This window comes from Streptomyces sp. NPDC037126, assembly GCF_055605965.1.
This window is the reverse complement of sequence record NZ_JBVJTD010000011.1, coordinates 156288-179439: the sequence shown is the minus strand read 5'-3', so window position 1 is coordinate 179439 and position 23152 is coordinate 156288. Positions and strand designations below refer to the sequence as shown.

22 protein-coding genes and 2 tRNA genes are annotated in these 23152 nt (G+C 72.3%); 8 read left to right on the top strand and 16 right to left on the bottom strand.

All coding sequences use genetic code 11. The features are described 5' to 3' along the window. Nucleotides 1-38 precede the first annotated feature (38 nt). The 6 genes from ACZ7FF_RS24340 to ACZ7FF_RS24315 form a co-directional block, all read right to left on the bottom strand. Entirely contained in the window at nt 39-1331 is a 1293-nt protein-coding gene (locus ACZ7FF_RS24340) for an HD-GYP domain-containing protein (protein WP_470814374.1), read from the bottom strand. Further along, nucleotides 1328-2635, bottom strand: coding sequence for an HD-GYP domain-containing protein (locus tag ACZ7FF_RS24335; RefSeq protein WP_470814373.1), 1308 nt, complete (start codon nt 2633-2635; stop codon nt 1328-1330). The genes ACZ7FF_RS24340 and ACZ7FF_RS24335 overlap by 4 nt, the downstream gene beginning before the upstream one ends. Before the next feature lie 101 nt (nt 2636-2736). After that, nucleotides 2737-3039, bottom strand: coding sequence for a mycothiol system anti-sigma-R factor (gene rsrA / locus ACZ7FF_RS24330; RefSeq protein WP_470814372.1), 303 nt, complete (start codon nt 3037-3039; stop codon nt 2737-2739). Next, nucleotides 3036-3743: a sigma-70 family RNA polymerase sigma factor gene (locus tag ACZ7FF_RS24325; RefSeq protein WP_470814371.1), complete on the bottom strand. Its 708-nt coding sequence runs from the start codon at nt 3741-3743 to the stop codon at nt 3036-3038. The genes rsrA and ACZ7FF_RS24325 overlap by 4 nt, the downstream gene beginning before the upstream one ends. 305 nt (nt 3744-4048) lie before the next feature. Beyond that, nucleotides 4049-4678, bottom strand: coding sequence for an alpha/beta hydrolase family protein (locus tag ACZ7FF_RS24320; protein WP_470814370.1), 630 nt, complete (start codon nt 4676-4678; stop codon nt 4049-4051). Continuing rightward, entirely contained in the window at nt 4678-5493 is an 816-nt protein-coding gene (locus tag ACZ7FF_RS24315) for an SOS response-associated peptidase (protein WP_470814369.1), read from the bottom strand. The genes ACZ7FF_RS24320 and ACZ7FF_RS24315 overlap by 1 nt, the downstream gene beginning before the upstream one ends. A gap of 49 nt (nt 5494-5542) precedes the next feature. Here ACZ7FF_RS24315 and ACZ7FF_RS24310 point away from each other — a divergent pair, with 49 nt between their 5' ends. The 4 genes from ACZ7FF_RS24310 to ACZ7FF_RS24295 all read left to right on the top strand — a co-directional run bounded on the left by ACZ7FF_RS24310 (nt 5543) and on the right by ACZ7FF_RS24295 (nt 9058). Then, complete coding sequence (locus tag ACZ7FF_RS24310) at nt 5543-6265, top strand: M50 family metallopeptidase (protein WP_470814368.1); 723 nt, start codon at nt 5543-5545, stop codon at nt 6263-6265. A gap of 29 nt (nt 6266-6294) precedes the next feature. Then, nucleotides 6295-7629 (top strand): 3-phosphoshikimate 1-carboxyvinyltransferase, encoded by a 1335-nt coding sequence (aroA, locus tag ACZ7FF_RS24305; RefSeq protein ID WP_470814367.1) that lies wholly within the window; start codon nt 6295-6297, stop codon nt 7627-7629. A gap of 10 nt (nt 7630-7639) precedes the next feature. Beyond that, a complete protein-coding gene (gene rsgA, locus ACZ7FF_RS24300) occupies nt 7640-8650 on the top strand; it encodes a ribosome small subunit-dependent GTPase A (protein WP_470814366.1) in 1011 nt (336 codons plus the stop codon). Nucleotides 8651-8734: 84 nt separating this feature from the next. Continuing rightward, entirely contained in the window at nt 8735-9058 is a 324-nt protein-coding gene (locus ACZ7FF_RS24295; protein ID WP_470814365.1) for a DMT family transporter, read from the top strand. A gap of 113 nt (nt 9059-9171) precedes the next feature. Here ACZ7FF_RS24295 and ACZ7FF_RS24290 read toward each other — a convergent pair whose 3' ends face one another. Further along, complete coding sequence (locus tag ACZ7FF_RS24290; protein WP_470814364.1) at nt 9172-9801, bottom strand: TetR/AcrR family transcriptional regulator; 630 nt, start codon at nt 9799-9801, stop codon at nt 9172-9174. Nucleotides 9802-10042: 241 nt separating this feature from the next. Here ACZ7FF_RS24290 and hisN point away from each other — a divergent pair, with 241 nt between their 5' ends. Further along, complete coding sequence (hisN, locus tag ACZ7FF_RS24285; RefSeq protein ID WP_470814363.1) at nt 10043-10843, top strand: histidinol-phosphatase; 801 nt, start codon at nt 10043-10045, stop codon at nt 10841-10843. 174 nt (nt 10844-11017) lie between these two features. Beyond that, nucleotides 11018-11413, top strand: coding sequence for a CBS domain-containing protein (locus tag ACZ7FF_RS24280; protein ID WP_470814362.1), 396 nt, complete (start codon nt 11018-11020; stop codon nt 11411-11413). Nucleotides 11414-11585: 172 nt separating this feature from the next. Here ACZ7FF_RS24280 and ACZ7FF_RS24275 read toward each other — a convergent pair whose 3' ends face one another. Further along, nucleotides 11586-13040: a catalase gene (locus tag ACZ7FF_RS24275; protein WP_470814361.1), complete on the bottom strand. Its 1455-nt coding sequence runs from the start codon at nt 13038-13040 to the stop codon at nt 11586-11588. A gap of 145 nt (nt 13041-13185) precedes the next feature. Here ACZ7FF_RS24275 and ACZ7FF_RS24270 point away from each other — a divergent pair, with 145 nt between their 5' ends. Then, nucleotides 13186-13602, top strand: coding sequence for a Fur family transcriptional regulator (locus ACZ7FF_RS24270; RefSeq protein ID WP_470814360.1), 417 nt, complete (start codon nt 13186-13188; stop codon nt 13600-13602). 121 nt (nt 13603-13723) lie between these two features. On the opposite strand, the gene ACZ7FF_RS24265 is transcribed toward ACZ7FF_RS24270, so the two are convergent. The 4 genes from ACZ7FF_RS24265 to ACZ7FF_RS24250 form a co-directional block, all read right to left on the bottom strand. After that, nucleotides 13724-13797, bottom strand: a tRNA-Met gene (locus tag ACZ7FF_RS24265). Nucleotides 13798-13936: 139 nt separating this feature from the next. After that, nucleotides 13937-15751, bottom strand: coding sequence for a tetratricopeptide repeat protein (locus ACZ7FF_RS24260; protein WP_470814359.1), 1815 nt, complete (start codon nt 15749-15751; stop codon nt 13937-13939). A 204-nt stretch (nt 15752-15955) separates the two neighbouring features. Continuing rightward, nucleotides 15956-16029, bottom strand: a tRNA-Met gene (locus ACZ7FF_RS24255). Between the two features lie 42 nt (nt 16030-16071). Further along, on the bottom strand, nt 16072-18978 hold the full coding sequence (locus tag ACZ7FF_RS24250) for a UPF0182 family membrane protein (RefSeq protein WP_470814465.1): 2907 nt from the start codon (nt 18976-18978) through the stop codon (nt 16072-16074). Between the two features lie 163 nt (nt 18979-19141). Here ACZ7FF_RS24250 and ACZ7FF_RS24245 point away from each other — a divergent pair, with 163 nt between their 5' ends. Further along, a complete protein-coding gene (locus ACZ7FF_RS24245) occupies nt 19142-19684 on the top strand; it encodes a PPA1309 family protein (RefSeq protein WP_470814358.1) in 543 nt (180 codons plus the stop codon). A gap of 187 nt (nt 19685-19871) precedes the next feature. Here ACZ7FF_RS24245 and ACZ7FF_RS24240 read toward each other — a convergent pair whose 3' ends face one another. The 4 genes from ACZ7FF_RS24240 to ACZ7FF_RS24225 form a co-directional block, all read right to left on the bottom strand. Beyond that, nucleotides 19872-20969 (bottom strand): YlbL family protein, encoded by a 1098-nt coding sequence (locus ACZ7FF_RS24240; protein ID WP_470814357.1) that lies wholly within the window; start codon nt 20967-20969, stop codon nt 19872-19874. Nucleotides 20970-21017: 48 nt separating this feature from the next. After that, nucleotides 21018-21191: a hypothetical protein gene (locus tag ACZ7FF_RS24235; RefSeq protein ID WP_470814356.1), complete on the bottom strand. Its 174-nt coding sequence runs from the start codon at nt 21189-21191 to the stop codon at nt 21018-21020. A gap of 138 nt (nt 21192-21329) precedes the next feature. Further along, entirely contained in the window at nt 21330-21791 is a 462-nt protein-coding gene (locus tag ACZ7FF_RS24230; RefSeq protein WP_470814355.1) for a molybdenum cofactor biosynthesis protein MoaE, read from the bottom strand. Between the two features lie 121 nt (nt 21792-21912). Then, nucleotides 21913-23025 carry an SDR family oxidoreductase gene (locus tag ACZ7FF_RS24225; RefSeq protein WP_470814354.1) on the bottom strand — a complete coding sequence of 371 codons (1113 nt, stop codon included), beginning with the start codon at nt 23023-23025 and terminating at the stop codon, nt 21913-21915. Nucleotides 23026-23152 lie beyond the last annotated feature (127 nt).

Genomic DNA, 23152 nt, shown 5'->3' with positions numbered 1-23152 from the left:
CCCTCGCATCCAACCACGTACGCCGGGAAAGGCGCTCATTACCCATGGGTTACCCAGCCCCGCGCGGGGTCAGACAGTGCCGTACGTCTCCCGCCGTCCCCGGCCGCCCCGGTCCCGCGCCACCCGTGCGGCCGGGACAGCACCCGGGCGAGCGACTCCACCACCTCGGGAGCGTAGTCGTCCGCGGTGCCGAGGCGCAGCTCCTCCAGCGCGCGCAGCGGGCCCTCGGGACCGGCTTCCCGGCTCTTCTCCTCGTACGCGTTCACGGCCCGGACGATCCGCGCCGCGACCGGCTGCTCCCGGTAGGGGTCGGCCTGCCGCTCCACGACGACGGCGACCGCCGCGGCCACCCCGGTCTGCCGGACCACGGCGCCGCCGAGCAGGGCGATGCGCCGCTGCTCCGCCGGGGGCAGACCGGCGGTGGCCCCGGCCGGGACCGGGTCGACCAGGCTGAGCTGGCCGATGTCGTGCATCAGGGCCGCGTACTCCAGCACGGTCAGCTCGCCGCCGGTCAGGCCCAGGTCCCGGCCGACGGCGAGGCCGAGCGCGGCGACGCGGCGGGCGTGCCCGGCGGGGGTGCAGCCGGCGATCTCGGTGGCCCGGGCGAGGGAGGCGATGGTCTGCCGGTAGGTGGCGCGGACGGCCGCGTACCGGCGCACGGACAGCTGGGTGAGCAGCAGGGGCAGGCAGAACACGGGCAGCGCCCACAGCCCCGCGACGGCGACCGCGAGCGCCATCACCGCGCCGGTCGCGCACACGGCGGAGCCGATGCCGAGCAGCCCGCGCAGCTCCTCGCGCAAGAGCGGGCCGAACGGCCAGCGGGTGCGGGAGTGGGCGAGCGCGGCGGCCAGCACGGCGTCGCACAGCTCGGTGAGGGCGAGCAGGGTGACCAGCAGCAGGACGTATCCGGGGCCGCCCCAGGAGCCGAAGACGCCCCGGTTGTAGAGGGGTTGGAAGCAGACGGCGGCGAAGCCGACGGTGAGCACGCGGCGGGCCAGGTGGTCCAGGGTGGGGGTGCGGCCGCGCCAGATGTGCGGGACGGCGCCGAGCAGGGCGGCGGCGAGGACGACGGTGACGACCTGGGCGGCGTCGTGCCCGCTCGGCTGCCCGGCGTCGGCCCCGAGCAGGGCGTACGACAGCGCTCCGGCGGCTCCCAGGGGCGCGGCCTGGCGCACCTCCACGCCGCTCCAGCGGGTGAGTTCGCCGACGGCTATGAGCACCCCGAAGGCGAGCGCGACCCCCCGGTCGTCCAGGCCGGTCCACAGGGTGACGGCGAGGGAGCCGGCCGCGGTGAGGGCGGCCGCGCCGTGGATGAGCCGCAGGGCGTTCACCGGGGCGTCCCGGGGCTGGGGACGGTCCGCTCCCGGGGCGCCGGGCCGTACTCCGGTTCGTCGGCGGTGACCGCGGGGTGCCAGCCGTGGCGGCCGAGCGCCCGGGCGAGCGCGGTGACCATGCGGGGGTCGAACTGCGTCCCCGCGCAGCGCTCCAGCTCGGCGACGGCCGTCGCGACCGGCCGGGCCCGGCGGTAGGAGCGGGTGGAGGTCATGGCGTCGAAGGCGTCCGCGACGGCGACGACCCGGGCGCACTCGGGGATCCGGGTGCCGGCCAGGCCGTAGGGGTAGCCGCTGCCGTCGAGGCGTTCGTGGTGGTGCAGGATCGCCGCCCGGGCCTCGCCGAGGAAGGAGATCCCGCGGACCATCTCGTGGCCGTACTCGGGGTGGAGTTCGATGATCCTGCGTTCCTCGGGGGTCAGCGGGCCGTCCTTGCGCAGCAGCCGGGTGGGCACGCCGAGCTTGCCGACGTCGTGCAGGATGCCGGCGAAGCGCAGCACCTCGACCCGCTCGTCGTCCATGCCGAGTTCGCGGGCGATCATCACGGAGGCCTGCCCGACGCGTTCGCTGTGGCCGCGGGTGTAACCGTCCTTGATGTCGACGGCCTGCACGAGGGCGCGGATGGTGGCCTGGTGGGCGGCGCGTTCGCGGTGGTACTGGGCGAACACCCACCAGGAGACCCACATCGGCAGCAGCACGAGCAGCGCGGCGACCGGGCCGTACGGGCTGCGCCACAGCACGGCCATCATCAGCCCGGCCAGTCCGTGCGCCGCGACCGGCGCGAGCGAGCGGGTCGCGGGCCCCCGCCAGGCCTGCCGCGGCGGGACTCCCAGCGCGACCACGCGGATGCCGCCGTCGAGGACGGTGAGGACCAGGCAGAACGCGAGCACGGCCGCGCCGGCGGGCAGCAGCGCGAAGGGGAAGTCGGAGGCGACGACGGCGTCCCGGCCGCCGAGGGCCCAGTGCACCCGGGCCGCGGCCCAGACGGCGAGCGCGGGCTGCGCGGCCCGCCATGTGCGCCGCGTCAGTCCGGGCCGGTCCTCGACCGGGGAGAGCAGCGCGGCGGGCAGCGGGATGAGCGCGGCGGCCGGCGGGGGCAGCAGGAACGCCCCGGCGAGCAGGACGGGGTAGAAGGTGCCGCCGAAGCGGCGGCGTACGACGTGCTCGCAGGCCGCGTAGAGGGCGGCGAGCAGGGTGAGCGCCCACCAGGAGGTGTGGATCGCCGGGAGCGGCAGGACGCAGGTCAGGGCCAGCAGGGCGACGCAGCCGACATAGCCGCGCGCTCTCGCCGGTACCGCCTCCATCGCCCCTCCCCCGACCATGCCTGTCCGGGCTCGGAGCCTAGGGCGGGAATCGGGGGGTCCGGCGCTTACGACCTGAGGATTAGCACGTTCGGGTGATGCGCTCAGCTCTCCTGGGGCGTCGCCGTCACGTCGTGCTCGGGCACGGTCTGCCCGGAGCGGATCAGGTCGATCCGCCCCATCACCTTGGCGCGCAGGTCGGAGGGCACGTCGTCATGGCCGCAGCACCGCTTGACCAGCTTCTTCACGGCCTGCTCCAGGCCGTACTTCTCGAGGCAGGGAGAGCATTCCTCGAAGTGGTGCTGGAACTTGTCGCGGTCGACGTCCGGCATCTCGCTGTCCAGGAACTCGTAGAGGTGGTTGAGCACCTCACTGCAGTCCGTCTCGTGCGGCTCTCCGCAGCTCATGAGCCCGAGCCTTTCGCTTCGTCCGACTCCCCGGCGCCCGCCGGGACAAGGCCGCGCTCACGCGCGTAGTCCTCGAGCATGCCGCGCAGTTGACGGCGGCCCCGGTGCAGCCGGGACATCACCGTACCGATGGGTGTCCCCATGATGTCCGCGATCTCCTTGTAGGCAAAGCCCTCGACGTCCGCGAGATAGACGGCGATGCGGAACTCCTCGGGGATGGCCTGGAGCGCTTCCTTCACGTCCGAGTCGGGCAGGTGGTCCAGCGCCTGCGACTCGGCGGAGCGCAGACCGGTCGACATGTGCGACTCGGCGCGGGCGAGCTGCCAGTCCTCGATCTCCTCCGCGGCGGAGCGCTGGGGCTCACGCTGCTTCTTGCGGTAGGAGTTGATGAAGGTGTTGGTGAGGATCCGGTACAGCCACGCCTTGAGGTTGGTGCCCTCGCGGAACTGGTGGAAGGACGCGTACGCCTTGGCGTAGGTCTCCTGCACCAGGTCCTCGGCGTCGGCCGGGTTGCGCGTCATGCGCAGTGCGGCCGAGTACATCTGGTCGAGGAATTCGAGCGCGTCCCGCTCGAAGCGCGCGCTGCGCTCCGCGGTCGACTCGGGGCCGGTCCCCGTGCCCGCCTCCGCGCTCACGCCCTGGCCCTCGGGCTGCTCCGCCTGGCCGTTGTCGGTCCCTGCGTCGGTACCGGTGACCGGACCCACCTCCTCAAGATCCCGGGCAGGACCGGAACCGGTCCCACTCGAATCGGAGGATAGAACACGACCCGTACCCGCCGCCCCTCGAATAGGCGCGGTCCGAGCCGCGTGCAGCACCGTCCAGTCCAGGTCAGTGCGGCTGCTACGGCTGGAATCGGACTCCGCCGGGCGCAACCCCTCCATGGGATGGCGGGTGGCGAGCGGGCAGATCGTCGAACCCATGCGGCGGACTTCCTCTCCCACGACGTCGGTGCCGAGGCCTCAGCACTTCTGTCCCGCACAACAGCCCTCCACCGCCCGGCATTCCCGGGTCACCCGAGTGACGCGGCCCACTCCACGACACCCTCCGTGACGATCTCGAGGGCCCGCTCCTGGGTGATCGCCGCCCGCTTGGGCACGGCGAACCCGTGATCGCCGTACGGCACCTCGATCAGCCGGTGGCCGCCGTCCGGGAACTCTTCGGGCCTCCCGAACGGGTCGTTCCCGCCCTGGACGACGAGGGTGGACACCCCGGCGCCCAGCAGTTCCGCGGCGCGGGACCGCTCCGGCCTGCCGGGCGGGTGCAGCGGGAAGCTCAGCGCGAGCACGGCGAGCGCGCCCAGCTCGGCCGCGGTCCGGCAGGCCACCCGTGCCCCGGCGCTGCGGCCGCCGGCGAGCACCGGAAGCCCCGGCCCGGCGAGGGCCGGCCACACGCCCCGCCACCCCACGTCCAGGGTCCTGGGCGCCGGCGCCAGCCTCTTCCCCGCCACCCGCCAGGGCTGCTCCACGAGGGCGACGCTCACGCCGTGCCCGGGGAGCACCCGGGCGAGCGCCTGGAGGTCCCGCGCCTCGATGCCGCCGCCGGCCCCGTGGCCCACGGCGAGGACCAGCCGCGCCTTCCGGGCCTCGTGCCAGGTGACGCGGGCGTCCCCCGCGTCGGTCCCGACCGTCTCGATCTTCATCAGAAGAGTGTGCCCTCCTCCGGGGCCTCCAGCTCCTTCAGCAGCTCCGGGCCGTTGTTGCGGACGTTGCTGACGGCCGTGGAGACCGGGTAGGCGCGCATCAGGCCGGCCGGGGGCGGGGCCAGCAGGGCGCGCAGCTCGTCCGGGTCGGTGCGGGCCGGGTCCAGCCAGGCGTCCCAGCGGTCCGGGGTGAGCATCAGCGGCATGCGGGGGTGGATGTCGGCCAGGGCGTGCGGGCCCTCGGCGGGGGCGACGGCCAGCGGGCTCGTCTCCGCCTCGGTGGTGATCACCGAGCAGGTGACCCACCAGGCCCCCGGGTGGTCGTCGGGCAGGGTCCGGTCGCGCCAGAACTCGTACAGGCCGGCCATCGCGAACACCGACCCGTCGGCGGGCAGCACGAAGTACGGCTGCTTGCGGGGCCGCTTCTTCCTGCCCTCGGCCTCCAGATCCCGCTCCTCCTTGCCGGTGACCCACTCGTAGTAGCCGTCGGCGGGCAGGATGCAGCGGCGGGTGGCGAAGGCCCGGCGGTAGGAGGGCTTCTCGTGCACGGTCTCCGCGCGCGCGTTGATCATCCGGGCGCCGCCCTCGGGGGTCTTCGACCAGGACGGCACCAGCCCCCACTTCAGCGTGCGCAGCTGGCGAACCGGACGCGGCGAGTCCGCGTCTTTCAGGGGGCGGTCGAGGACGGCGAGGACCTCCTTGGTCGGGGCCACGTTGTAGTCCGCGTCCAGGGTCTCCTCGGGCTCCCACTTCTCGACCCCGAAGATTCCTGCGAGATCCTCGGGCCTACGACTGGATGCATACCGTCCGCACATACGTGCCACACTGCCAGACTCCGCAAGACGAGAGGGAGCCCACACCGGAATGGACAGCCTCGCCGCCATCGCGCTGCCCGACGTCTGGGACCGGCTCACCGGCACCCAGCCCGACCCCGGCCTCTGGGTGGTGCTCGCCACCCTGGCCGCCGCGCTCGCCGCGGTCGTCCCGCACACCCTGTGGCGGATATCCCGCAACGCGATCACCATCGCGCACGAGGGCGGGCACGGCCTGATCGCCCTGCTCACCGGGCGCCGGCTCACCGGCATCCGTCTGCACTCCGACACCAGCGGCCTCACCGTCAGCCGCGGCAAGCCGTACGGCCTGGGCATGATCCTCACGGCGGCCGCGGGCTACACGGCGCCCTCCCTGCTCGGTCTCGGCGGCGCCGCGCTGCTCGCGGCGGGCCGCATCACACTGCTGCTGTGGGCGGCGACGGCCCTGCTGCTGGTGATGCTGGTGATGATCCGCAACGCGTACGGCGTGCTGACCGTCGTCCTCGCGGGCGGGGCGTTCCTGCTGGTCTCCTGGCTGACGGGAGCGCAGGTGCAGGCCGCGTTCGCGTACGCGGTGGTGTGGTTCCTGCTGTTCGGGGGCGTACGGCCGCCCTTCGAGCTGCAGGCCAAGCGGTCGCGGGAAGGGGCCGGGGACTCGGACGCGGACCAGCTGTCCCGGCTGACGCACGTGCCGGCGGGCCTGTGGCTGTTCCTGTTCCACGCGGTGTCGCTGTGCTCGCTGATCGGCGGGGGACGCTGGCTGCTGGAAGGTTGACACCGGGCCCTCCTTATAAAGTGGGCCCCATGGCCCCGAACACCGCCTCCTCCGCACTCTGGCCCGCCCCGCACGCGAGCGGAGCCGTCGACGCGACGGTCCACGTGCCGGGGTCCAAGTCGGTCACCAACCGTGCCCTCGTGCTCGCCGCCCTCGCCTCCGAGCCCGGGTGGCTGCGCCGCCCGCTGCGCTCGCGCGACACCCTGCTGATGGCGGGGGCGCTGCGCGCGATGGGCGTGGAGATCGAGGAGACGGTGTCGTCCAGCTCCGCGGGCGGCCCGGGCGGCTCGGGCGAGGCGTGGCGGGTGCTGCCGACCGGCCTGCACGGCCCGGCCACGGTCGACGTCGGCAACGCGGGCACGGTGATGCGGTTCCTGCCGCCGGTGGCCGCACTGGCCGACGGCCCGATCCGGTTCGACGGGGACCCGCGGTCGTACGAGCGCCCCCTGCACGGTGTGATCGACGCGCTGCGTGTGCTCGGCGCCCGGATCGACGACGACGGCCGGGGCGCGCTGCCGCTGACCGTGCACGGCGGCGGGGCGCTGGACGGCGGTCCGGTGTCGGTGGACGCCTCCTCGTCCTCCCAGTTCGTCTCGGCGCTGCTCCTGTCCGGCCCGCGCTTCAACCAGGGCGTGGAGGTCCGGCACACCGGGGCCACCCTGCCCTCCATGCCGCACATCCGGATGACGGTGGACATGCTGCGCGCGGTCGGCGCCCAGGTGGACACGCCGGAGTCGGGCGGCGAGCCCAACGTGTGGCGGGTGACGCCGGGCGCGCTGCTCGGCCGGGACCTGACGATCGAGCCCGACCTGTCCAACGCGCAGCCGTTCCTCGCGGCGGCCCTGGTCACCGGCGGCAAGGTGCTGGTCCCGGACTGGCCGGCCCGCACCACCCAGCCGGGTGACCGGCTGCGGGAGATCTTCACCGAGATGGGCGGTTCCTGCGAACTCACCGAATACGGGCTGGTGTTCACCGGTTCGGGTGCGGTCCACGGCATCGATGTCGACCTCGGTGACGTCGGCGAGCTGACCCCCGGCATCGCCGCGGTCGCCGCGCTCGCCGACTCCCCGTCGACCCTGCGGGGCGTGGCGCACCTGCGGATGCACGAGACGGACCGGCTGGCCGCGCTCACCAAGGAGATCAACGAACTCGGCGGTGACGTCACGGAGACGGCCGACGGTCTGCACATCCGCCCGCGCCCGCTGCACGGCGGCACCTTCCACACCTACGAGGACCACCGCATGGCGACCGCCGGCGCGATCATCGGCCTGGCGGTCGAGGGCGTGCGCATCGAGAACGTGGCGACGACGGCGAAGACCCTGCCGGACTTCCCCGAGCTGTGGACCGGGATGCTCGGGCAGTAGGGACGACGCCATGCGCCGCTACGGCAAGCACACCGACGAGGACGACATCCGCAGCCGCCCCAACCGCAAGGGCAACCGGCCGCGCACCAACATCAGGCCCAAGCACGAGGACGCGGCCGAGGGCATGGTCCTCACCGTCGACCGGGGCCGGCTGACCTGCCTGGTCGACGACCGGGCCGTGACGGCGATGAAGGCCCGGGAGCTGGGCCGCAAGGCGGCGGTGGTCGGGGACCGGGTGGCCCTGGTGGGCGACCTGTCCGGCAAGAAGGACACGCTCGCGCGGATCGTCCGCATCGAGGAGCGCTCCTCGCTGCTGCGGCGCACGGCGGACGACGACGACCCCTACGAGCGGGTGGTCGTCGCCAACGCCGACCAGCTGGCGATCGTCACGGCCCTGGCCGACCCGGAACCCCGTCCCCGGCTGATCGACCGCTGCCTGGTCGCGGCCTACGACGGCGGTCTGGAGCCGCTGCTGGTGATGACCAAGTCGGACCTCGCCCCGCCGGACAGGCTGCTGGAGCTGTACGGCGCCCTGGACATCCCGTACGTGGTCACCAGCCGCGACGAACTGGAGAACGGGGACGCAGCGGCCCGGGTGCGCGAGCACCTGGACGGCAAGATCACCGCGTTCGTCGGCCACTCGGGCGTCGGCAAGACGACGCTGGTCAACGCGCTCGTCCCCGAGGACCGCCGGCGTACGACGGGACGTGTGAACGCGGTGACGGGCCGGGGCCGCCACACCACCACCTCGGCGCTGGCGCTGCCGCTGTCCGACGACGACGGCTGGGTGGTCGACACCCCCGGCGTCCGGTCCTTCGGTCTCGCGCACATCGACCCGACCCGGGTGATCCACGCCTTCCCGGACCTCGAACCCGGCACCGCGGACTGCCCGCGCGCGTGCAGCCACGACGAGCCGGACTGCGCGCTGGACGCATGGGTCGAGGGGGGCCACGCGGACCCCGCGCGGCTGTACTCGCTGCGCCGGCTGCTCTCCACCAGGGAGCGCCGCGAGGGCGACTGACCATCGCGTTGTTTGCCGGGGCCCGAGTTCGGCAAGTGCATAATCGCACCGAACCGGAGATCCGGATCAACGGGAGGACAGCACATGGCGTGGCTGCTGGTCATCGCGGCCGGGGTTCTGGAGACCGGTTTCGCCGTGTGCCTCAAGCTCTCCCACGGGTTCACCCGGCTGTGGCCGACGATCGCCTTCGCCTCGTTCGCCCTCGGCAGCTTCGGCCTGCTGACCCTGTCGCTGAAGAAGCTGGACGTCGGCCCGGCCTACGCGGTGTGGACCGGGATCGGCGCGGCCGGCACCGCGATCTACGGCATGGTCTTCCTCGGTGACCTGGTGTCGACCCTGAAGATCGTCTCGATCAGCCTCGTCATCGTCGGGGTGATAGGGCTCCAGCTGTCGGGCTCCGCGCACTAGGGGGACGGGCGCGGGCGAAGTTCCGGCCGGGCCGTGCGGAGCCCGTCTGGGCCGGGCCGGTCTGGGCGCGTGGTGCGTCGGCCGGGGCGGCGGGGCCCGCCGTTCGTGGCCGTTCAGGGGCCGTGGCGGCCGTCTCGGACCGTCTGGTGGGGCAGGACCGCCCGCACCAGCTCGGCCACCCCGCCCTCGCCGGGTGGTGCCGCCACGCAGGACAGGGCGAGGCGTACGACGAGTTCGCAGGAGCGGGCCAGTTCCACGGTGTCGGACGGGGCGGCGCCGGGCCCGGCCAGCGCGCTCACGGCACGTTCCCGGACCATCCGCACGAAGTCGGGGGGCGTGGGCAGCGGCCCGTCCGCCCGGCGCTGCGCGGGCACCGTGGAGGAGGAGCGCACGCCGGCCGGCGGGGGCGCGGGCAGCCACTCGCTCCAGCAGCCGGTGAGCACGGCCCGGACCAGCGCGTTGTCCCGGGCCGCGACGGCCGTCCACTCGGCGGCGGCGGTGAGCCTCTCCCCGGTCCCACCGGCGCTGCCCAGCGCCCGCTCGACCCCGGCGAGATACCCGTCGGCCTCCCGCCGTACCAGCGCCCTGGCCAGGCCGTCCTTGCTGCCGAACTCGTTGTACAGGGTCTGCCGGGACACCCCGGCGGCCGCGGCCACGTCGACCATCCGCACCGTGGACCACGGCCGGCGCGCGAGCGCCGTGTACGCGGCGTCCAGCAGCGACTCCCGGGCTGCAGGCATCATCGCCTCCCTGGGGTGGACCGACTCTGCGCCCAGGTTTGACGCGCTCGTATGCACTGTCAAGGGTTCGCGGAGGACCGCGACGGCGCTCCCCTCCACCGGCACACCGGCCCTGGGTACCCCACCACCCCCTCCCGCCACATCGCTTCACTCGCTGCTCCCCCGCCCCGCACGACACCCCGCCCGACACCCCCGCCCGCCCCGTGGTGGCCCCGCACCGACCCCGGCGGATACGGTTCGTCACATGCCGGACTACCTCGACGACCTCCGCCTCGCCCACGTCCTCGCGGACGCGGCCGACGCGGCCACGATGGACCGCTTCAAGGCCCTCGACCTGAAGGTGGAGACGAAGCCGGACATGACGCCGGTGACCGAAGCGGACAAGGCGGCGGAGGAACTCATCCGCGGCCAGCTCCAGCGCGCCCGCCCGAGAGACGCGGTCCTCGGCGAGGAGTACGGCATCGAGGGCACCGGCCCCCGGCGCTGGGTGATCGACCCGATCGACGGCACCAAGAACTACGTCCGCGGCGTCCCCGTCTGGGCCACGCTCATCTCCCTGATGGAGGCGGGCGAGGGCGGCTACCAGCCCGTCGTGGGCCTGGTCTCCGCCCCGGCCCTCGGTCGCCGCTGGTGGGCCGCGAAGGGGCACGGCGCCTTCAGCGGCCGGGGCCTGACCTCCGCGAGCCGTATCCACGCCTCCCGCGTCGGCACGCTCGCGGACGCGTCCTTCGCCTACTCGTCCCTGTCCGGATGGGAGGAGCAGGGCCGGCTGGACGGCTTCCTGGACCTGACCCGCGAGGTGTGGCGCACGCGCGCGTACGGCGACTTCTGGCCGTACATGATGGTCGCCGAGGGTTCCGTGGACATCTGCGCCGAGCCCGAGCTGTCCCTGTGGGACATGGCCGCCAACGCGATCATCGTGACGGAGGCCGGCGGCACCTTCACGGGCCTCGACGGCCGCCCGGGCCCGCACAGCGGCAACGCTGCCGCGTCCAACGGTCTGCTGCACGAGGAGTTGCTGGGGTATCTCAACCCGCGCCAGTGAGGCACGGGAGTACTCCCGGTACGCCCTCAACTGACTTCGCGCGCCCCCTTGTTGACCGTCCCTTTACCTGGCAGTCTGAATCCACCCCCGCTTGTGAATTTGTGCAATCCCGAACAGGCGCCTCGGGCGCCGGGCCGGACAGAGCCCCGGGATTCCGAAGGAGGTGGCCCATCCATGCTCGTCCGTGACGCCATGAGCACGGTGATCCTGACCGTCGGCCCCGCCCATACGCTCCGCCAGGCAGCCGCACTGATGTCCGCCCGGCGCGTCGGCGCCGCGGTGGTCCTCGACCCGGACGCCGGCGGTGTCGGCATCCTCACCGAACGCGACATCCTCAACTCCGTCGGCCTCGGCCAGGACCCGGACACGGAACGCACCCACGCCCACACCACCACCGACGTCGTCTTCGCCGCCCCCACCTGGACCCTGGAGGAGGCGGCCCGCGCCATGACCAACGGCGGCTTCCGGCACCTGGTCGTCCTCGACCACGGCGAGCCCGCCGGGATCGTCTCGGTCCGCGACATCATCCGCTGCTGGCTTCCGGCCCGGGAGCCAGCCGCGGCGCTCTGAGCATGCGGAACGGGCCGGACCCCGAGCACCGTGGGGTCCGGCCCGCCCTGGGGACGCCCCCCAGGCCCTGAAGACGCGGGCAAGCACCCCCGGTCCGGCGTGGCCGGGTGCGCAGCCCCAGTCGCCCGGCGGTGTGCCCGTCCGGCCGTGGTCGCCGGGCAGGTGTGCCGGCTCAGCCGCGCAGCGTCCGTACCGCCGCGTCCAGCCGCTTGCCGAACTCGGCGTCGGCGCTCGCGAAGTTGCCGATCGCGCGCTCGGCGATGTCCTCGCGCGAGACCTGGGAGATCGCCCCGGCCAGGTTGGCGACCAGCCGCTCCTGCTCCTTGGGCGACATCAGCCGGTAGAGGTCGCCCGCCTGCACGAAGTCGTCGTCCTCGGCGTGCGCCGGCGTCGGGTGGTCACCGGTGGCGGCGGTGAAGCCGTCGAACGGCTGCCACAGCGGACGGCCGCTCTGCCGCGGCCCGCCGAAGCTGTTCGGCTCGTAGTTCCTGGCGGCGCCGTGCCGGCCGTCGTACAGCCGCCCGTCCCGCGCGTTGGTGCGCGCCTCGGTGGCGTGCGGACGGTTCACCGGCAGGTGGTCGGCGTTGATGCCGACGCGGTAGCGGTGCGCGTCGCCGTACGCGAAGAGCCGGCCCTGGAGCATCTTGTCCGGCGAGGGGCCGATGCCCGGCACGAAGTGCGCCGGCGAGAAGATCGACTGCTCGACCTCGGCGAAGACGTTGCGCGGGTTGCGGTTCAGCTCCAGCCTGCCGATCTCGACGACCGGGTAGTCGGCGTGCGGCCACACCTTGGTCAGGTCGAACGGGTTGAAGCGGTAGGCCGCCGCGTCCGCCGCCGGCATGATCTGCACGCCCACGGTCCAGCTCGGGAACTCGCCGCGCTCGATCGCCTCACGCAGGTCGCGCTGGTGCGAGTCGGGGTCCTTGCCCGCCAGCGCCTCGGCCTCCTCGGCCGTGAGGTTCCTGATCCCCTGGTCGGTCTTGAAGTGGTACTTGACCCAGAAGACCTCGCCGGACTCGTTGTTCCACTGGAAGGTGTGCGAGCCGAAGCCGTCCATGTGCCGGTACGACGCGGGGATGCCGCGGTCGCCGAAGAGCCAGGTCACCTGGTGCGTGGACTCGGGCGACAGGCTCCAGAAGTCCCAGACGTTGTCCGCCTCCGTGCTGCCCGTGTACGGGTCGCGCTTCTGGGTGTGGATGAAGTCGGGGAACTTGATCGCGTCCCGGATGAAGAAGACGGGGGTGTTGTTGCCGACGAGGTCGTAGTTGCCCTCCTCGGTGTAGAACTTCAGCGCGAAGCCGCGCGGGTCCCGGACGGCGTCCGCCGCGCCGAGGTTTCCGGCCACGGTCGAGAAGCGCAGGAAGACCTCGGTCTCCTTGCCGACCTCGGAGAGGAAGGCGGCCCGCGTGTACGGCGTGACGTCGGCGGTCACCGTGAAGGTGCCATAGGCGCCCGCGCCGCGGGCGTGCACCACCCGCTCCGGGATGCGCTCGCGGTTGAAGTGGGCCAGCTTCTCCAGCAGCAGCTGGTCCTGGACCAGGACCGGCCCGCCGACGCCCGCCGTCTCGCTGTTCTGGTTGTCGGCGACCGGGGCACCGGCCTCCGTGGTGAGCGGTCCCTGCGTCACGTGCGCCTCCTGCGTCATTCCTGACTCGTCCTGTCCCGTGGCCAAAGCCGGGCTCGATCCTATATTGGACAAGGTCTAAGTCAAATGCAGATCCAATCTCACACCTATTCCCGTCCTGGTCCCCCCTGCTGTTAGGCTGGTAGCCATGAGCGACCTTCTGGAACGACTGCGTGGACGCGGATGGCGGATGACCGCGCAGCGACGCGTGGTGGCCGAGGTCCTCGACGGCGAGCACGTCCACATGACAGCCGACGAGGTCCACGCGCGGGCCGTCGCGAAGCTGCCCGAGATCTCCCGGGCGACCGTCTACAACACGCTGGGCGAACTGGTCTCCCTCGGCGAGGTGCTGGAAGTCTCGACGGACAAGCGCGCCAAGCGGTACGACCCGAACGCGCACCGGCCGCACCACCACCTGGTCTGCGCCCACTGCGGCGCGATCCGCGACGTCCATCCGACGGGCAACCCGCTCGCCGACCTCCCCGACACGGAGCGCTTCGGCTTCACGGTGTCGGACGTCGAGGTCACGTACCGGGGGCTCTGCCCGAACTGCTCGAGCGCGTAGCAGGACGCGCCCACACGCACCGAGAAGCCCCGGCGCCCATGCGGCACCGGGGCTTCTTCGTACACCCGTGCAAACACCGAGGGCCGGAATCCATTTCTGGATTCCGGCCCTCGGTCCTGAGTAGCGGGGACAGGATTTGAACCTGCGACCTCTGGGTTATGAGCCCAGCGAGCTACCGAGCTGCTCCACCCCGCGTCGGTGAACACGACATTACGGGAGAGCGGTACCGAGAAGCAAATCCATGGGGCGCGAGGTGTCCGGCGTCACGTGCCGGCCCGCCGGAACCCGCGGGCGACCGGGAGAAACCGGCCGTAACCCGGCGCGTCCGGCCTTGTCACGCCGACAGTTCCTCGCGCAGCGCGTCCCGCAGCCGCCCCGCCCGCTCCGCTACCTCGGCCGGGCCGAGCGCGACCGCCCGGTCCGCCCACTTCTGCCCCTCCGCCAGCTCGCCACGACGCGCGTAGAGGAGGGCCAGCCGCAGCGCCGCCCGTCCGTGCCCGGCGTTCGCGGCCCGGGTCCACCACACGGCGGCCTCCGGCTCGCTCCCCTCGCGGGCGAGCAGCAGTCCGAGGTTGAAGGCGCCGTTGCGCGACCCGGCCTCGGCCGCCGCCCGGTACCACCGGGCCGCCTCCACCACGTCGCCGCGGGCCGCCGCGAGCATCCCCACGCGGACCTTCGCCCGCCGGTGCCCCTGGGACGCGGCCCGCTCGTACCACTCCTCGCACTCGGTCTTCTCGTGCACGATCTCCCCCAGCTCGTGCGCCGGGTCCGGGGGGCGCCGGGCGTCGAGCAGGGTGGCGAGCCGGTAGGCGGCCTCCGCGCTCCCGCCGCCCGCCGCACAGCGCAGGTGCCGCTCGGCCTCCCGTTCGTCGCCCTCGCGCAGCCGGGCGATGCCGACCTGGAGCGCGGCCTCGGTGTGCCCGGCGGCGGCCGCCTGCTCGTACCAGGGCAGCGCCGTCACCTCCTCGCCGCGCCCGGCGTAGAGGATGCCGAGATTGAACGCGGCGTCCACGCTCCCGGCCTCCGCGGCCTTGGAGAACCACGGCTCGGCCCCGGTGGTGTCGCCGCCCTGGAGCAGCAGGATGGCCAGCGCGTTCGCGGCCTCCCGGTGCCCGGCGTAGGCGGCGCGCCGGTACCACTGCTCGGCCTGCGCGGTGCGCCCCTGCTCGGCGCAGAGCAGCCCGAGGTTGTAGGCGCCGTTGTCGTCGCCCGCGTCCAGCGCCGCGCGGTACCAGCGCTCGGCGGTCTGGGTCTCGCCGCGCTCCGCGTGCAGCGCGCCCAGCGCGTTGGCCGCGTTGCCGTCGCCGTCCTGGGCGGCGCGCAGCCACCACACGGCCGCGCTCTCGGTGTCGCCCGCGTCGCGCAGCAGGAAGCCGAGCGCGCAGGCGGCCCGCGGCTCGCCGTCCTTGGCGGAGGTCAGGTACCAGCGCCCGGCCTCCTTCAGCTCACCGCGCTTCTCCAGGATCGCGCCGAGGTGCAGAGCGGCCCTCCGGTGGCCGCGCGCGGCGGCCTGCCGGTACCACTGCTCGGTCTCGGCGACAGCGTTGTCAGCGGCACTCTCGTCCCCGTGTCCGGCCGTGCGGTCGAGGGCGCGCGCCAGCCGGTAGGCGGCCTCCCGGTGGCCCCGCTCGGCGGCGATCCGCATCCAGCGCCCGGACCCGGCGTCCCCCCGGTGCTCCAGAAGGTCGGCGAGCGCGTAGGCACCGAGAACGTGGCCCTGCTCGGCGGACTGGCGCAGCCAGTACTCGGCGGCCGGCTCGTCACCGCGCTCGCGGTGGTGGCGGCCGAGGGCGTGCGCGGCGGCGGCGGAACCGGCCACGGCGGCGATCCGCCACCAGCCGGCGGCCTCGTCGGCGTAGCCGCGCTGGTGCAGGAGGACACCCAGGTTGTTTGCCGCGGCCCGGTCACCGGCCGCGGTGGCGGCCCGCAGATGGGCCTCGGCTCCGTCGAGGTCGCCGCGGCGCAGCAGCAGGGCCCCGAGGACGCTCGCCGCCTCGACGTCGCCGCTCTGCGCGGCGAGCCCGAGGCGTACCTCCTCGGCGGCCTCCTCCCCCATGTCGCCCATCTCGTCCCGGGCCGGCTCCTCGCCGGAAGGCTGCACAAATCGCCCTGACTCGAACAGAGTTGCCTTGTCCCCCATAACGTCCATCGTCGCACCACCTGCAACCTGGGTACACCCGGTATACCGCAGCCCGTGAGGTCACTACAGCGTTTTGTCGACATGCCCACAGGGCGACAAGTCAAACACACCCCACTCAACTCCCCGCGGCGGCGCGGCCGTACCTCCCCTCAGTACATGAGTTCGCACACCACGAAGGCCCGGATCCCTTGGGATCCGGGCCTTCGATCGCAGTAGCGGGGACAGGATTTGAACCTGCGACCTCTGGGTTATGAGCCCAGCGAGCTACCGAGCTGCTCCACCCCGCGCCGTTTGCCTGGTAACCGTACCACGACGTGGGGTGCCCTTGATCAACTCCCCTTGCCGCCGGTGCCCTTGTCGCCGTTCTTGCCGCTGCCGGCCTTGGCCTCCGCCTCCTGGGCCCGCTTCAGCGCGTCCTGAAGGTCCTTCTGCGCCTTGGCGTACGCGGTCCAGTCGGGCCCGTTGGGCTGCTTCAGGGCATCCTGGCCCGCCTGGAAGGCCTTCTGGGCGTCACCCAGGGCCTGTTGGACCGTCGGATTGCTCGACGAGGGCGGGGTGGTGGTGCCGGTGTCCGGTGGTGTGGTGGCCGGGCCCTGGGTTCCGAAGACCTTGTCCAGTGCCTCGCCGAGCGTGTTCTCGAAGGCCGTTCTGCCCTCGTAGGTGACCAGCACCTTGCGCAGCAGCGGGTACTTGAGCCCGCCACCGCGTACGTAGACGGGCTCCGCGTAGAGCAGTCCGCCGTCCAGCGGCACGGTCAGCAGGTTGCCGTACTCGACCTCCGAGTCACCGCCCTTGAGGAGCTTGATCGCGGCGGCGATGTCCTGTTCGGAGTTGAACTGGCTCTGGACCTGTTTGGGTCCGTCGACCGTCGTGCTGGTCGGCAGTTTCAGGATTCTGATCTTGCCGTAGTCGCTGGTGCCCGCCTCGGCGTCGACCGACATGAACGCGCTCAGGTTGTCCCGGCCGTTGGGCGTGAACGTCGTCGACAGCGAGAACGCCTGCGCGCTCTGGTCGGGCATCTTCATGCTGAGGTAGTACGGCGGCACCGCGTTGCCCGACTTGTTGGTCGGGTCGTCCGGCACCTGCCACACCTCGCTGCCGGTGAGGAACGTCTGCGCGTCCGTCACGTGGTACCGGGTGAGCAGTTCGCGCTGGACCTTGAACAGGTCCTGCGGGTAGCGCAGATGGGCCATCAGGTCCGGGGAGATGGCGCCGCGCGGCTGCACCGTGCCCGGGAAGGCCTTCATCCAGGTCTTCAGCACCGGGTCCTGGGTGTCCCACTGGTAGAGCTTGACCTCGCCGGTGTACGCGTCGACGGTCGCCTTCACCGAGTTGCGGATGTAGTTGACCTGGTTCTGCTGGGCCACCACGGTGCGGTTGTTGTTGGTGGCGGTCAGCGAGTCGGCCGTCGTGTCGCCGAGGGTCGTACGGGAGGAGTACGGGTAGCCGTTCGACGTCGTGTACGCGTCGACGATCCACTGGATGCGGTGGTTCACGACCGCCGGGTAGGCGTCGCCGTCGATGGTCAGCCAGGGGGCGACCGCCTCGACGCGCTCCTTGGGCGTGCGGTTGTACAGGATCCGCGAGCCCTTGCCGATCGCGCCCGAGTAGAGGATCTGCGGCTCGTTGAACGCCACCGCGTACGCGGCCCGGTTGACCGGGTTGTCGAGGTTGACACCGCTCTTGCCCGGGTAGCTCGTGGTCTTCTCGCCGCTGTCGTCGGAGTAGTCGATCTCCTTCTGGGGACCGCCGACGATGGAGTAGGTGGTGGTCTTCTCGCCGTAGTAGATGCGCTGCTGGTAGGTGCCGAGCGCGCCGGTGGACGGCAGGTCGTACTCGGTGAAGACCGGCTGGCCCTGGGAGTCGGCCTCGGTGCCCTTGGCGGCGACCGCGCCGTAGCCGTGCGTGTAGCGGAAGTGGTCGTTGATCCAGTTGTTCTTCGGGATGCCGTCCAGGTTCAGCTCGCGCAGGCCGATGACCGTGTCCTGGTCCTTGCCGTCCTTGGTGTACCGGTCGACGTCCAGGTTGGTCGGGAACCCGTAGTAGTTCTTCATCTGCTGGAGCTGCTGGAACGTCGGCGAGACGATGTTCGGGTCCATGATCCGGATGCTCGCCGCGTCGTCCGCGTCGCCCCGCAGCTTCGTCTTGTCCGTGGTCGCGGCCTTGCCGGCGTACTCGGTGACCTTGGTGTCGTCGATGCCGTACGCCTCACGCGTCGCCTTGAGGTTCTTCTGGACGTACGGGGCTTCCTTGGCCTGCTCGTTGGGCTGGACCTGGAACTTCTGCACGATCGCCGGGTAGAGCCCGCCGATCAGGATCGCCGAGAGGACCATCAGGCCGAAGCCGATGACGGGCAGCTGCCAGGTGCGCCGCCACAGGGTGGCGAAGAACAGCAGCGCGCAGATGACGGCGATGCAGAACAGGATCGTCTTGGCCGGCAGATAGGCGTTGGCGTCGACGTAGCGCAGGCCGGTCCAGTCGCCGGTCGCCTTGAAGTCGCTGGACTTGACGGCCAGGCCGTACCGGTCGAGCCAGTAGGCGACCGCCTTCAGGGCGACGAAGATGCCGAGCAGCACCGACAGATGGCCGGTCGCCGCGGCGGTGGCGCGCGCGCCGGGGCTGGTGACGCGCAGTCCGCCGTACAGGTAGTGGGTGAGGGCGGCGGCGATCAGGGACAGGATCGCGGCGGCGAAGCCGAAGCCCAGCAGGAACCGGTACCAGGGCAGCTGGAAGGCGTAGAAGGAGACGTCCAGGTGGAACTGGGGGTCCTTCTGGTGGAAGGGCACGCCGTTCACCCACATCAGCCAGGTGCGCCACTGGCCGGCCGCCGAGGCCCCCGCGATGAGCCCGACCAGGGAGGTGACGGCGAGCAGCAGCCATGTCTTGTACGGCGCGATGCCCATCCGGTAGCGGTCCAGGCTCTGCTGCTCCATGGACATGGCGCTCAGCGGGGGCCGCAGCCGGTGCGCCAGCCAGATGTTGAAGCCGACGGCGACCGCCATCAGCAGGCCGAAGACGAAGAAGAGCCCGGTCTTGGTCCACAGCGTGGTCGTGAACACGGACGAGTAGTGCACCGACCGGTACCACAGCCAGTCCGTCCAGAAGCCCGCGAACATGGTGAACGCCATGCCGAGGACGGCGAGGACGCCCAGTGTCAGGAGCAGGGTCCTCACCCGCCGGGACGGGCGGCCCGCGCCCGTCCGTGGCCCCGTCGGGCCTCCGCCGCGGTCCGGCATCTGGAAAGCCAAGGTGCGCCCCTCGAAGTCGCTGTCGATCCGTCAGGCCCCCGTGTTCGCGAGCCCTCCCTGGCCCCCCGTGATCGCGGGCCAACACCTATGCAACTTACTCACGCTTTGCTCGGTTCCCGATTCCGGTCACGAACGAGGCAGGATTGTGACCATGTCCAACACTCCCATGGCAGCGAACCCGCTCACCCGGGCCGTACTCGAGATCGACGAGTACACCTCCGGCCTCGGCTGGGACCAGCCCGCTCGCCTCTTCGCCCTCGTAGACACCGCTCGGCTGCGGGCCCAGGAACCCGCGCTCGCGGCCCAGCTGGGCCTGCAGGACGAGCCCGAGACCACCGGTCTCACCCCGATCGAGCAGGACGAGATCCCGTCCGGCAAGCCCCTCGACGAGTTCCTCGGCACGATCGCCTGGCCCGACCCTGTGGCCGGCTGCGCGCTCACGGTGGAGCGGATGATGCTGCCGCCGTCCGCCGAGGCGCAGGTCCCGAAGGACCTGAGCGAGGCCAAGCTGGCGAAGTGGGTGGCCGAGCACCCCGAGCGCCAGGAGGTCCGCATGACGGTGGCGGTGCTGCGGGACGGCACCCGCGAGTCGGCGCTGCGGCTGCGCGAGAAGGACACCCCCACGGAGGTCCTGACCGGCCCGGACCTGGTGCCGGGCCTCGCGGACGCCCTGGCGGCCACGTTCGCGGACTGACGCCGGCCGGTACGGCGATGGGGCGCTCCTGTTCCACGGGGCGCCCCCAGCCGTGTCATGAGCCGCTCAGCGGTCCGCGAGGCGTATCAGCCGTGTCAGGGAGCGGCTCGGCGGTCTGCGGGTCGTACCAGCCGTGTCGTGCGCCGCCCGGCGTTCCGCGGGGCGCCCGAGGCGTGTCACGAGCTGCTCAGCCCTTCGTGGAGCACTTGGGCAGAGCGCCGGTGTCGCCGGTGCGGATGTCCTTCAGGGCGTCGAGCGCGTCACCGATGGTCTTCACCTTCACCAGGGTGAGGCCGCTCGGGGTGTCCTTGGCGGCGGCGGCGCAGTTGTCGGCGGGCGTCAGGAAGTACTGGGCGCCCATGCTGCGCGCGCCGACGGTCTTCATGTCGACGCCGCCGATCGGCCCGACCGTGCCGTTGTCGTCGATGGTGCCGGTGCCGGCGACGAACTTGCCGCCGGTCAGGTCGCCCGGGGTGAGCTTGTCGTAGATGCCGAGGGCGAACATCAGTCCCGCGCTCGGTCCGCCGACGTCGGCGAGCTTGATGTCGATGTCGAACGGGAAGGTGTGGTCGGTCCCGGCGGAGATCCCGACGATGGCCCGCTTGGCGCCGCTGTCGTCCGAGGTGGCCGTGGTGAGGGTCACGTCCTGCGTCCTGGTCGCCGTCTTGCCGGCCTTCTCGGCGGCCGCCTGGTCCTTGGCGGGCACGACGGTGAAGACGGTCTTCTGGCCCGGCGAGTGCTTGGTGACCAGCTTGGCGACATCGGCCGGCTGCTTGATCGCCGTGCCGTCGACGGCCTTGATCACGTCTCCGGCGTGCAGCCTGCCCTCGGCCGGGGAGCCCTTGACCACGGTGGAAACGATCACCCAGGACTTCACCGGGACGCCCAGCTCCTTGAGGGCCGCGACCTTGGCGCTCTCCTGGGACTGGCTGAACTCCTCGGCGTTCTGCTGGGTGGACTGCTCCTCCGTCGTACCGTCCGGATAGAGCGTGTCGTGCGGCACGATCTTGCTGTCGCGCGACAGCCAGCCGTAGACGGCCTCCACCAGGTTCATCCGGAAGTCCGCGCTGGTCACCCTGACGGTGGTCATGTTCAGGTGGCCGCTCGCCGGGTACGTCTTGTGCCCGGCGATCTGCAGCACCGGCTCGCCGTCGTGGTCCCCGAGCGTGTTCACGGTCGGGCCGGGGGACATCTCCGCGTACGGCACGGGGATGAGCACTCCCGCGCACAGGAGCGCGATCAGCATCAGGGTGGAGGCGAGCATCGTCGCGGTGCGGCGTGGCATGCCACGACAGTACGGGACGCCTCTGTCAGCGCACCGTCAGGGCACCCGTCACGCGCCGCCGGCGTCCCGGGGCGACTTCTCCATCGCCTCCCGGAACCGGGCGTACCCGTCCAGCTCGGGCCCGTCGCTGCGCACCCTGCGGGTCCGATTGGCCCAACTGCCCCACAGCCCACCGCCGATCGCGGCCAAGAGCGGGATCAGCAGCCAGACAAGCGCCCCCATGCCGACCTCCCAACGCACCGAGCGTCCGCAACTGACTGATCAGCAGATTAACCATCCGCACTGACAACGCTCACGCCAGGGGGCCGGTTACGCAAGCCGGGGGGAGGGTGTGCCGGGAGTGACCGGTTCGGCGCAGCCTCAGCAGGCGCCGACCCACTCCTCGGTGCCGTCGGAGAACTGCTGGTGCTTCCAGATCGGCACCTCGTGCTTGAGGCCGTCGATCAGCTTGCGGCAGGCGTCGAAGGCCTCCGCCCGGTGCGGGCAGGCCACGGCGACGACGACGGCGAGGTCACCGACGCCCAGCTCACCGACCCGGTGGACGGCGGCGAGCGCCCGCACCGGATGGTCCGCGACGACCTTCTCGGCGATCCGCCGCATCTCGTCCTCGGCGCTGGGGTGGCAGGAGTAGCCGAGCGCGTCGACGTCGGCGCCCCCGTCGTGGTTGCGCACGGTCCCCACGAACAGCGCGATCCCGCCGGCCGCGGCGTCGCCGACGGCCCGGAACACCTCGTCCACGGAGAGCGCGGTCTCCCGGATGCCGATCAGTTTGATGGGATCCTGCGCCGCGTGCTCACCAGGGTGCTCGGTCGTCTCAGCCATGCCCCCATCGTGCCGCACGCCCCGGACAACGGGGAATACGAGATTCACCAGGCACGCGCGCGGGCGTTCTTGGAGCCTTCTACAGGTACGCGGGGACGTTCCCCGGCCGGGCCGGGCACCGTCAGACCCGCCGCCGTGCCTTCCGGGCCCGCCGGACCACGGCGGCGGCGCCGAGCAGCGCCACGGTCGCGCCCGCGGCCCCCGCGGCCGTCGCGTCCTTGCGCCCGAGCCGGCGCCCGGCGACCGTGTGCCGTCCGGAGACCTCCTCCAGCAGCTCGGCGAGCACCTCCTCGTTGGTCCACTTCGCCCGCCACCCGGCGTCGTGCAGCCGGCTCCCGCTGACCACCCACGGGTACATCGTGTACGCGAGGTCGCCCGCCGGGGACGGCGTGAGCCCGATCCGGTGCAGCCGGGCCGCCGCGCCGAGCGCCACCGCCGACGGCAGCTCCATGCGCCGGATCCCGCTGAGCTCCTCGACCTCCTCCTGCTCCAGCCACCCGTCGCAGCCGACGGCCAGCTCCCCGTCGACCTTCTCCAGCACGGCGTACTCCAGGGCGCTGCACAGGTCCTCGACGTGGCAGAACTGCCACACGGGCCGCGATCCGGCGACGACGAGCAGCCGCGGCGACTCGAAGTACCGGGTCAGCGCGGTGTCCGTGCCGCCCACCAGCACGGCGGGCCGCACCACGGTGACGTTCAGCCCCGGATGCGCCCGGGGCGCGCGCCGTGCCAGCCGTTCGATCTCCAGCAGGTCCCCGACGCCCGTGGCCTCCGCCGTCGCCTGCAGCTCGGCGTCCTCCGACAGGGGCAGCTCGTTGTCCGGCAGCGCCCCGTAGACCATCGCCGAGGTGCACAGCACCACCCGGTGCACCCCGGCCGCCGCGGCGGCCGTGAGCACGGTCTGCGTCCCCCGGACGTTGTAGGCGGTGCGGGCGGCCGCGTCGCTGCCCAGGTCCAGGTCGAGGGCGAGGTGCACGACCACGTCGGCGCCCCGCAGCTTGTCCGCGATGGCCGGGTCGCGCACGTCGAGGATGTGCCACTGGGCGTCGGCGCACTCGCCGCGCCGCTCGTCGATCGCGACGACCTGCCTGATCTCCTCCGACGCGGCGAGCCGCTCGGTGAGCAGGGCGCCGACCCCGGTGGCGGCGCCGGTGACCGCGACGACGGGGCCGCGCACGACGGGAGGGGTTGAACGGTTTCGCGCTGCGCGAACCTGCGGATCTGGGGAACTCACCGGGCGTCTCCAGCGGTTGTCTTCAGTACGAGCGCGTGGGACGCGCGCGTACCAGGTGCATCCATCCTGCCGCAGGCCTGCCGTGGACGAAGCACCGAGGCCCGATCGGGTCCGGGTGTCTAGGCTG

What these genes read in the sequence shown, in the direction of transcription:
- ACZ7FF_RS24335 (WP_470814373.1), bottom strand. Translation starts at nt 2,635, where the DNA reads ATGGAGGCGGTACCGGCGAGAGCGCGCGGCTATGTCGGCTGCGTCGCC.
- rsrA (WP_470814372.1), bottom strand. Translation starts at nt 3,039, where the DNA reads ATGAGCTGCGGAGAGCCGCACGAGACGGACTGCAGTGAGGTGCTCAAC.
- ACZ7FF_RS24320 (WP_470814370.1), bottom strand. Translation starts at nt 4,678, where the DNA reads ATGAAGATCGAGACGGTCGGGACCGACGCGGGGGACGCCCGCGTCACC.
- ACZ7FF_RS24315 (WP_470814369.1), bottom strand. Translation starts at nt 5,493, where the DNA reads ATGTGCGGACGGTATGCATCCAGTCGTAGGCCCGAGGATCTCGCAGGA.
- ACZ7FF_RS24310 (WP_470814368.1), top strand. Translation starts at nt 5,543, where the DNA reads ATGGACAGCCTCGCCGCCATCGCGCTGCCCGACGTCTGGGACCGGCTC.
- aroA (WP_470814367.1), top strand. Translation starts at nt 6,295, where the DNA reads ATGGCCCCGAACACCGCCTCCTCCGCACTCTGGCCCGCCCCGCACGCG.
- rsgA (WP_470814366.1), top strand. Translation starts at nt 7,640, where the DNA reads ATGCGCCGCTACGGCAAGCACACCGACGAGGACGACATCCGCAGCCGC.
- ACZ7FF_RS24295 (WP_470814365.1), top strand. Translation starts at nt 8,735, where the DNA reads ATGGCGTGGCTGCTGGTCATCGCGGCCGGGGTTCTGGAGACCGGTTTC.
- ACZ7FF_RS24290 (WP_470814364.1), bottom strand. Translation starts at nt 9,801, where the DNA reads ATGATGCCTGCAGCCCGGGAGTCGCTGCTGGACGCCGCGTACACGGCG.
- hisN (WP_470814363.1), top strand. Translation starts at nt 10,043, where the DNA reads ATGCCGGACTACCTCGACGACCTCCGCCTCGCCCACGTCCTCGCGGAC.
- ACZ7FF_RS24280 (WP_470814362.1), top strand. Translation starts at nt 11,018, where the DNA reads ATGCTCGTCCGTGACGCCATGAGCACGGTGATCCTGACCGTCGGCCCC.
- ACZ7FF_RS24270 (WP_470814360.1), top strand. Translation starts at nt 13,186, where the DNA reads ATGAGCGACCTTCTGGAACGACTGCGTGGACGCGGATGGCGGATGACC.
- ACZ7FF_RS24260 (WP_470814359.1), bottom strand. Translation starts at nt 15,751, where the DNA reads ATGGACGTTATGGGGGACAAGGCAACTCTGTTCGAGTCAGGGCGATTT.
- ACZ7FF_RS24250 (WP_470814465.1), bottom strand. Translation starts at nt 18,978, where the DNA reads ATGCCGGACCGCGGCGGAGGCCCGACGGGGCCACGGACGGGCGCGGGC.
- ACZ7FF_RS24245 (WP_470814358.1), top strand. Translation starts at nt 19,142, where the DNA reads ATGTCCAACACTCCCATGGCAGCGAACCCGCTCACCCGGGCCGTACTC.
- ACZ7FF_RS24240 (WP_470814357.1), bottom strand. Translation starts at nt 20,969, where the DNA reads ATGCCACGCCGCACCGCGACGATGCTCGCCTCCACCCTGATGCTGATC.
- ACZ7FF_RS24235 (WP_470814356.1), bottom strand. Translation starts at nt 21,191, where the DNA reads ATGGGGGCGCTTGTCTGGCTGCTGATCCCGCTCTTGGCCGCGATCGGC.
- ACZ7FF_RS24230 (WP_470814355.1), bottom strand. Translation starts at nt 21,791, where the DNA reads ATGGCTGAGACGACCGAGCACCCTGGTGAGCACGCGGCGCAGGATCCC.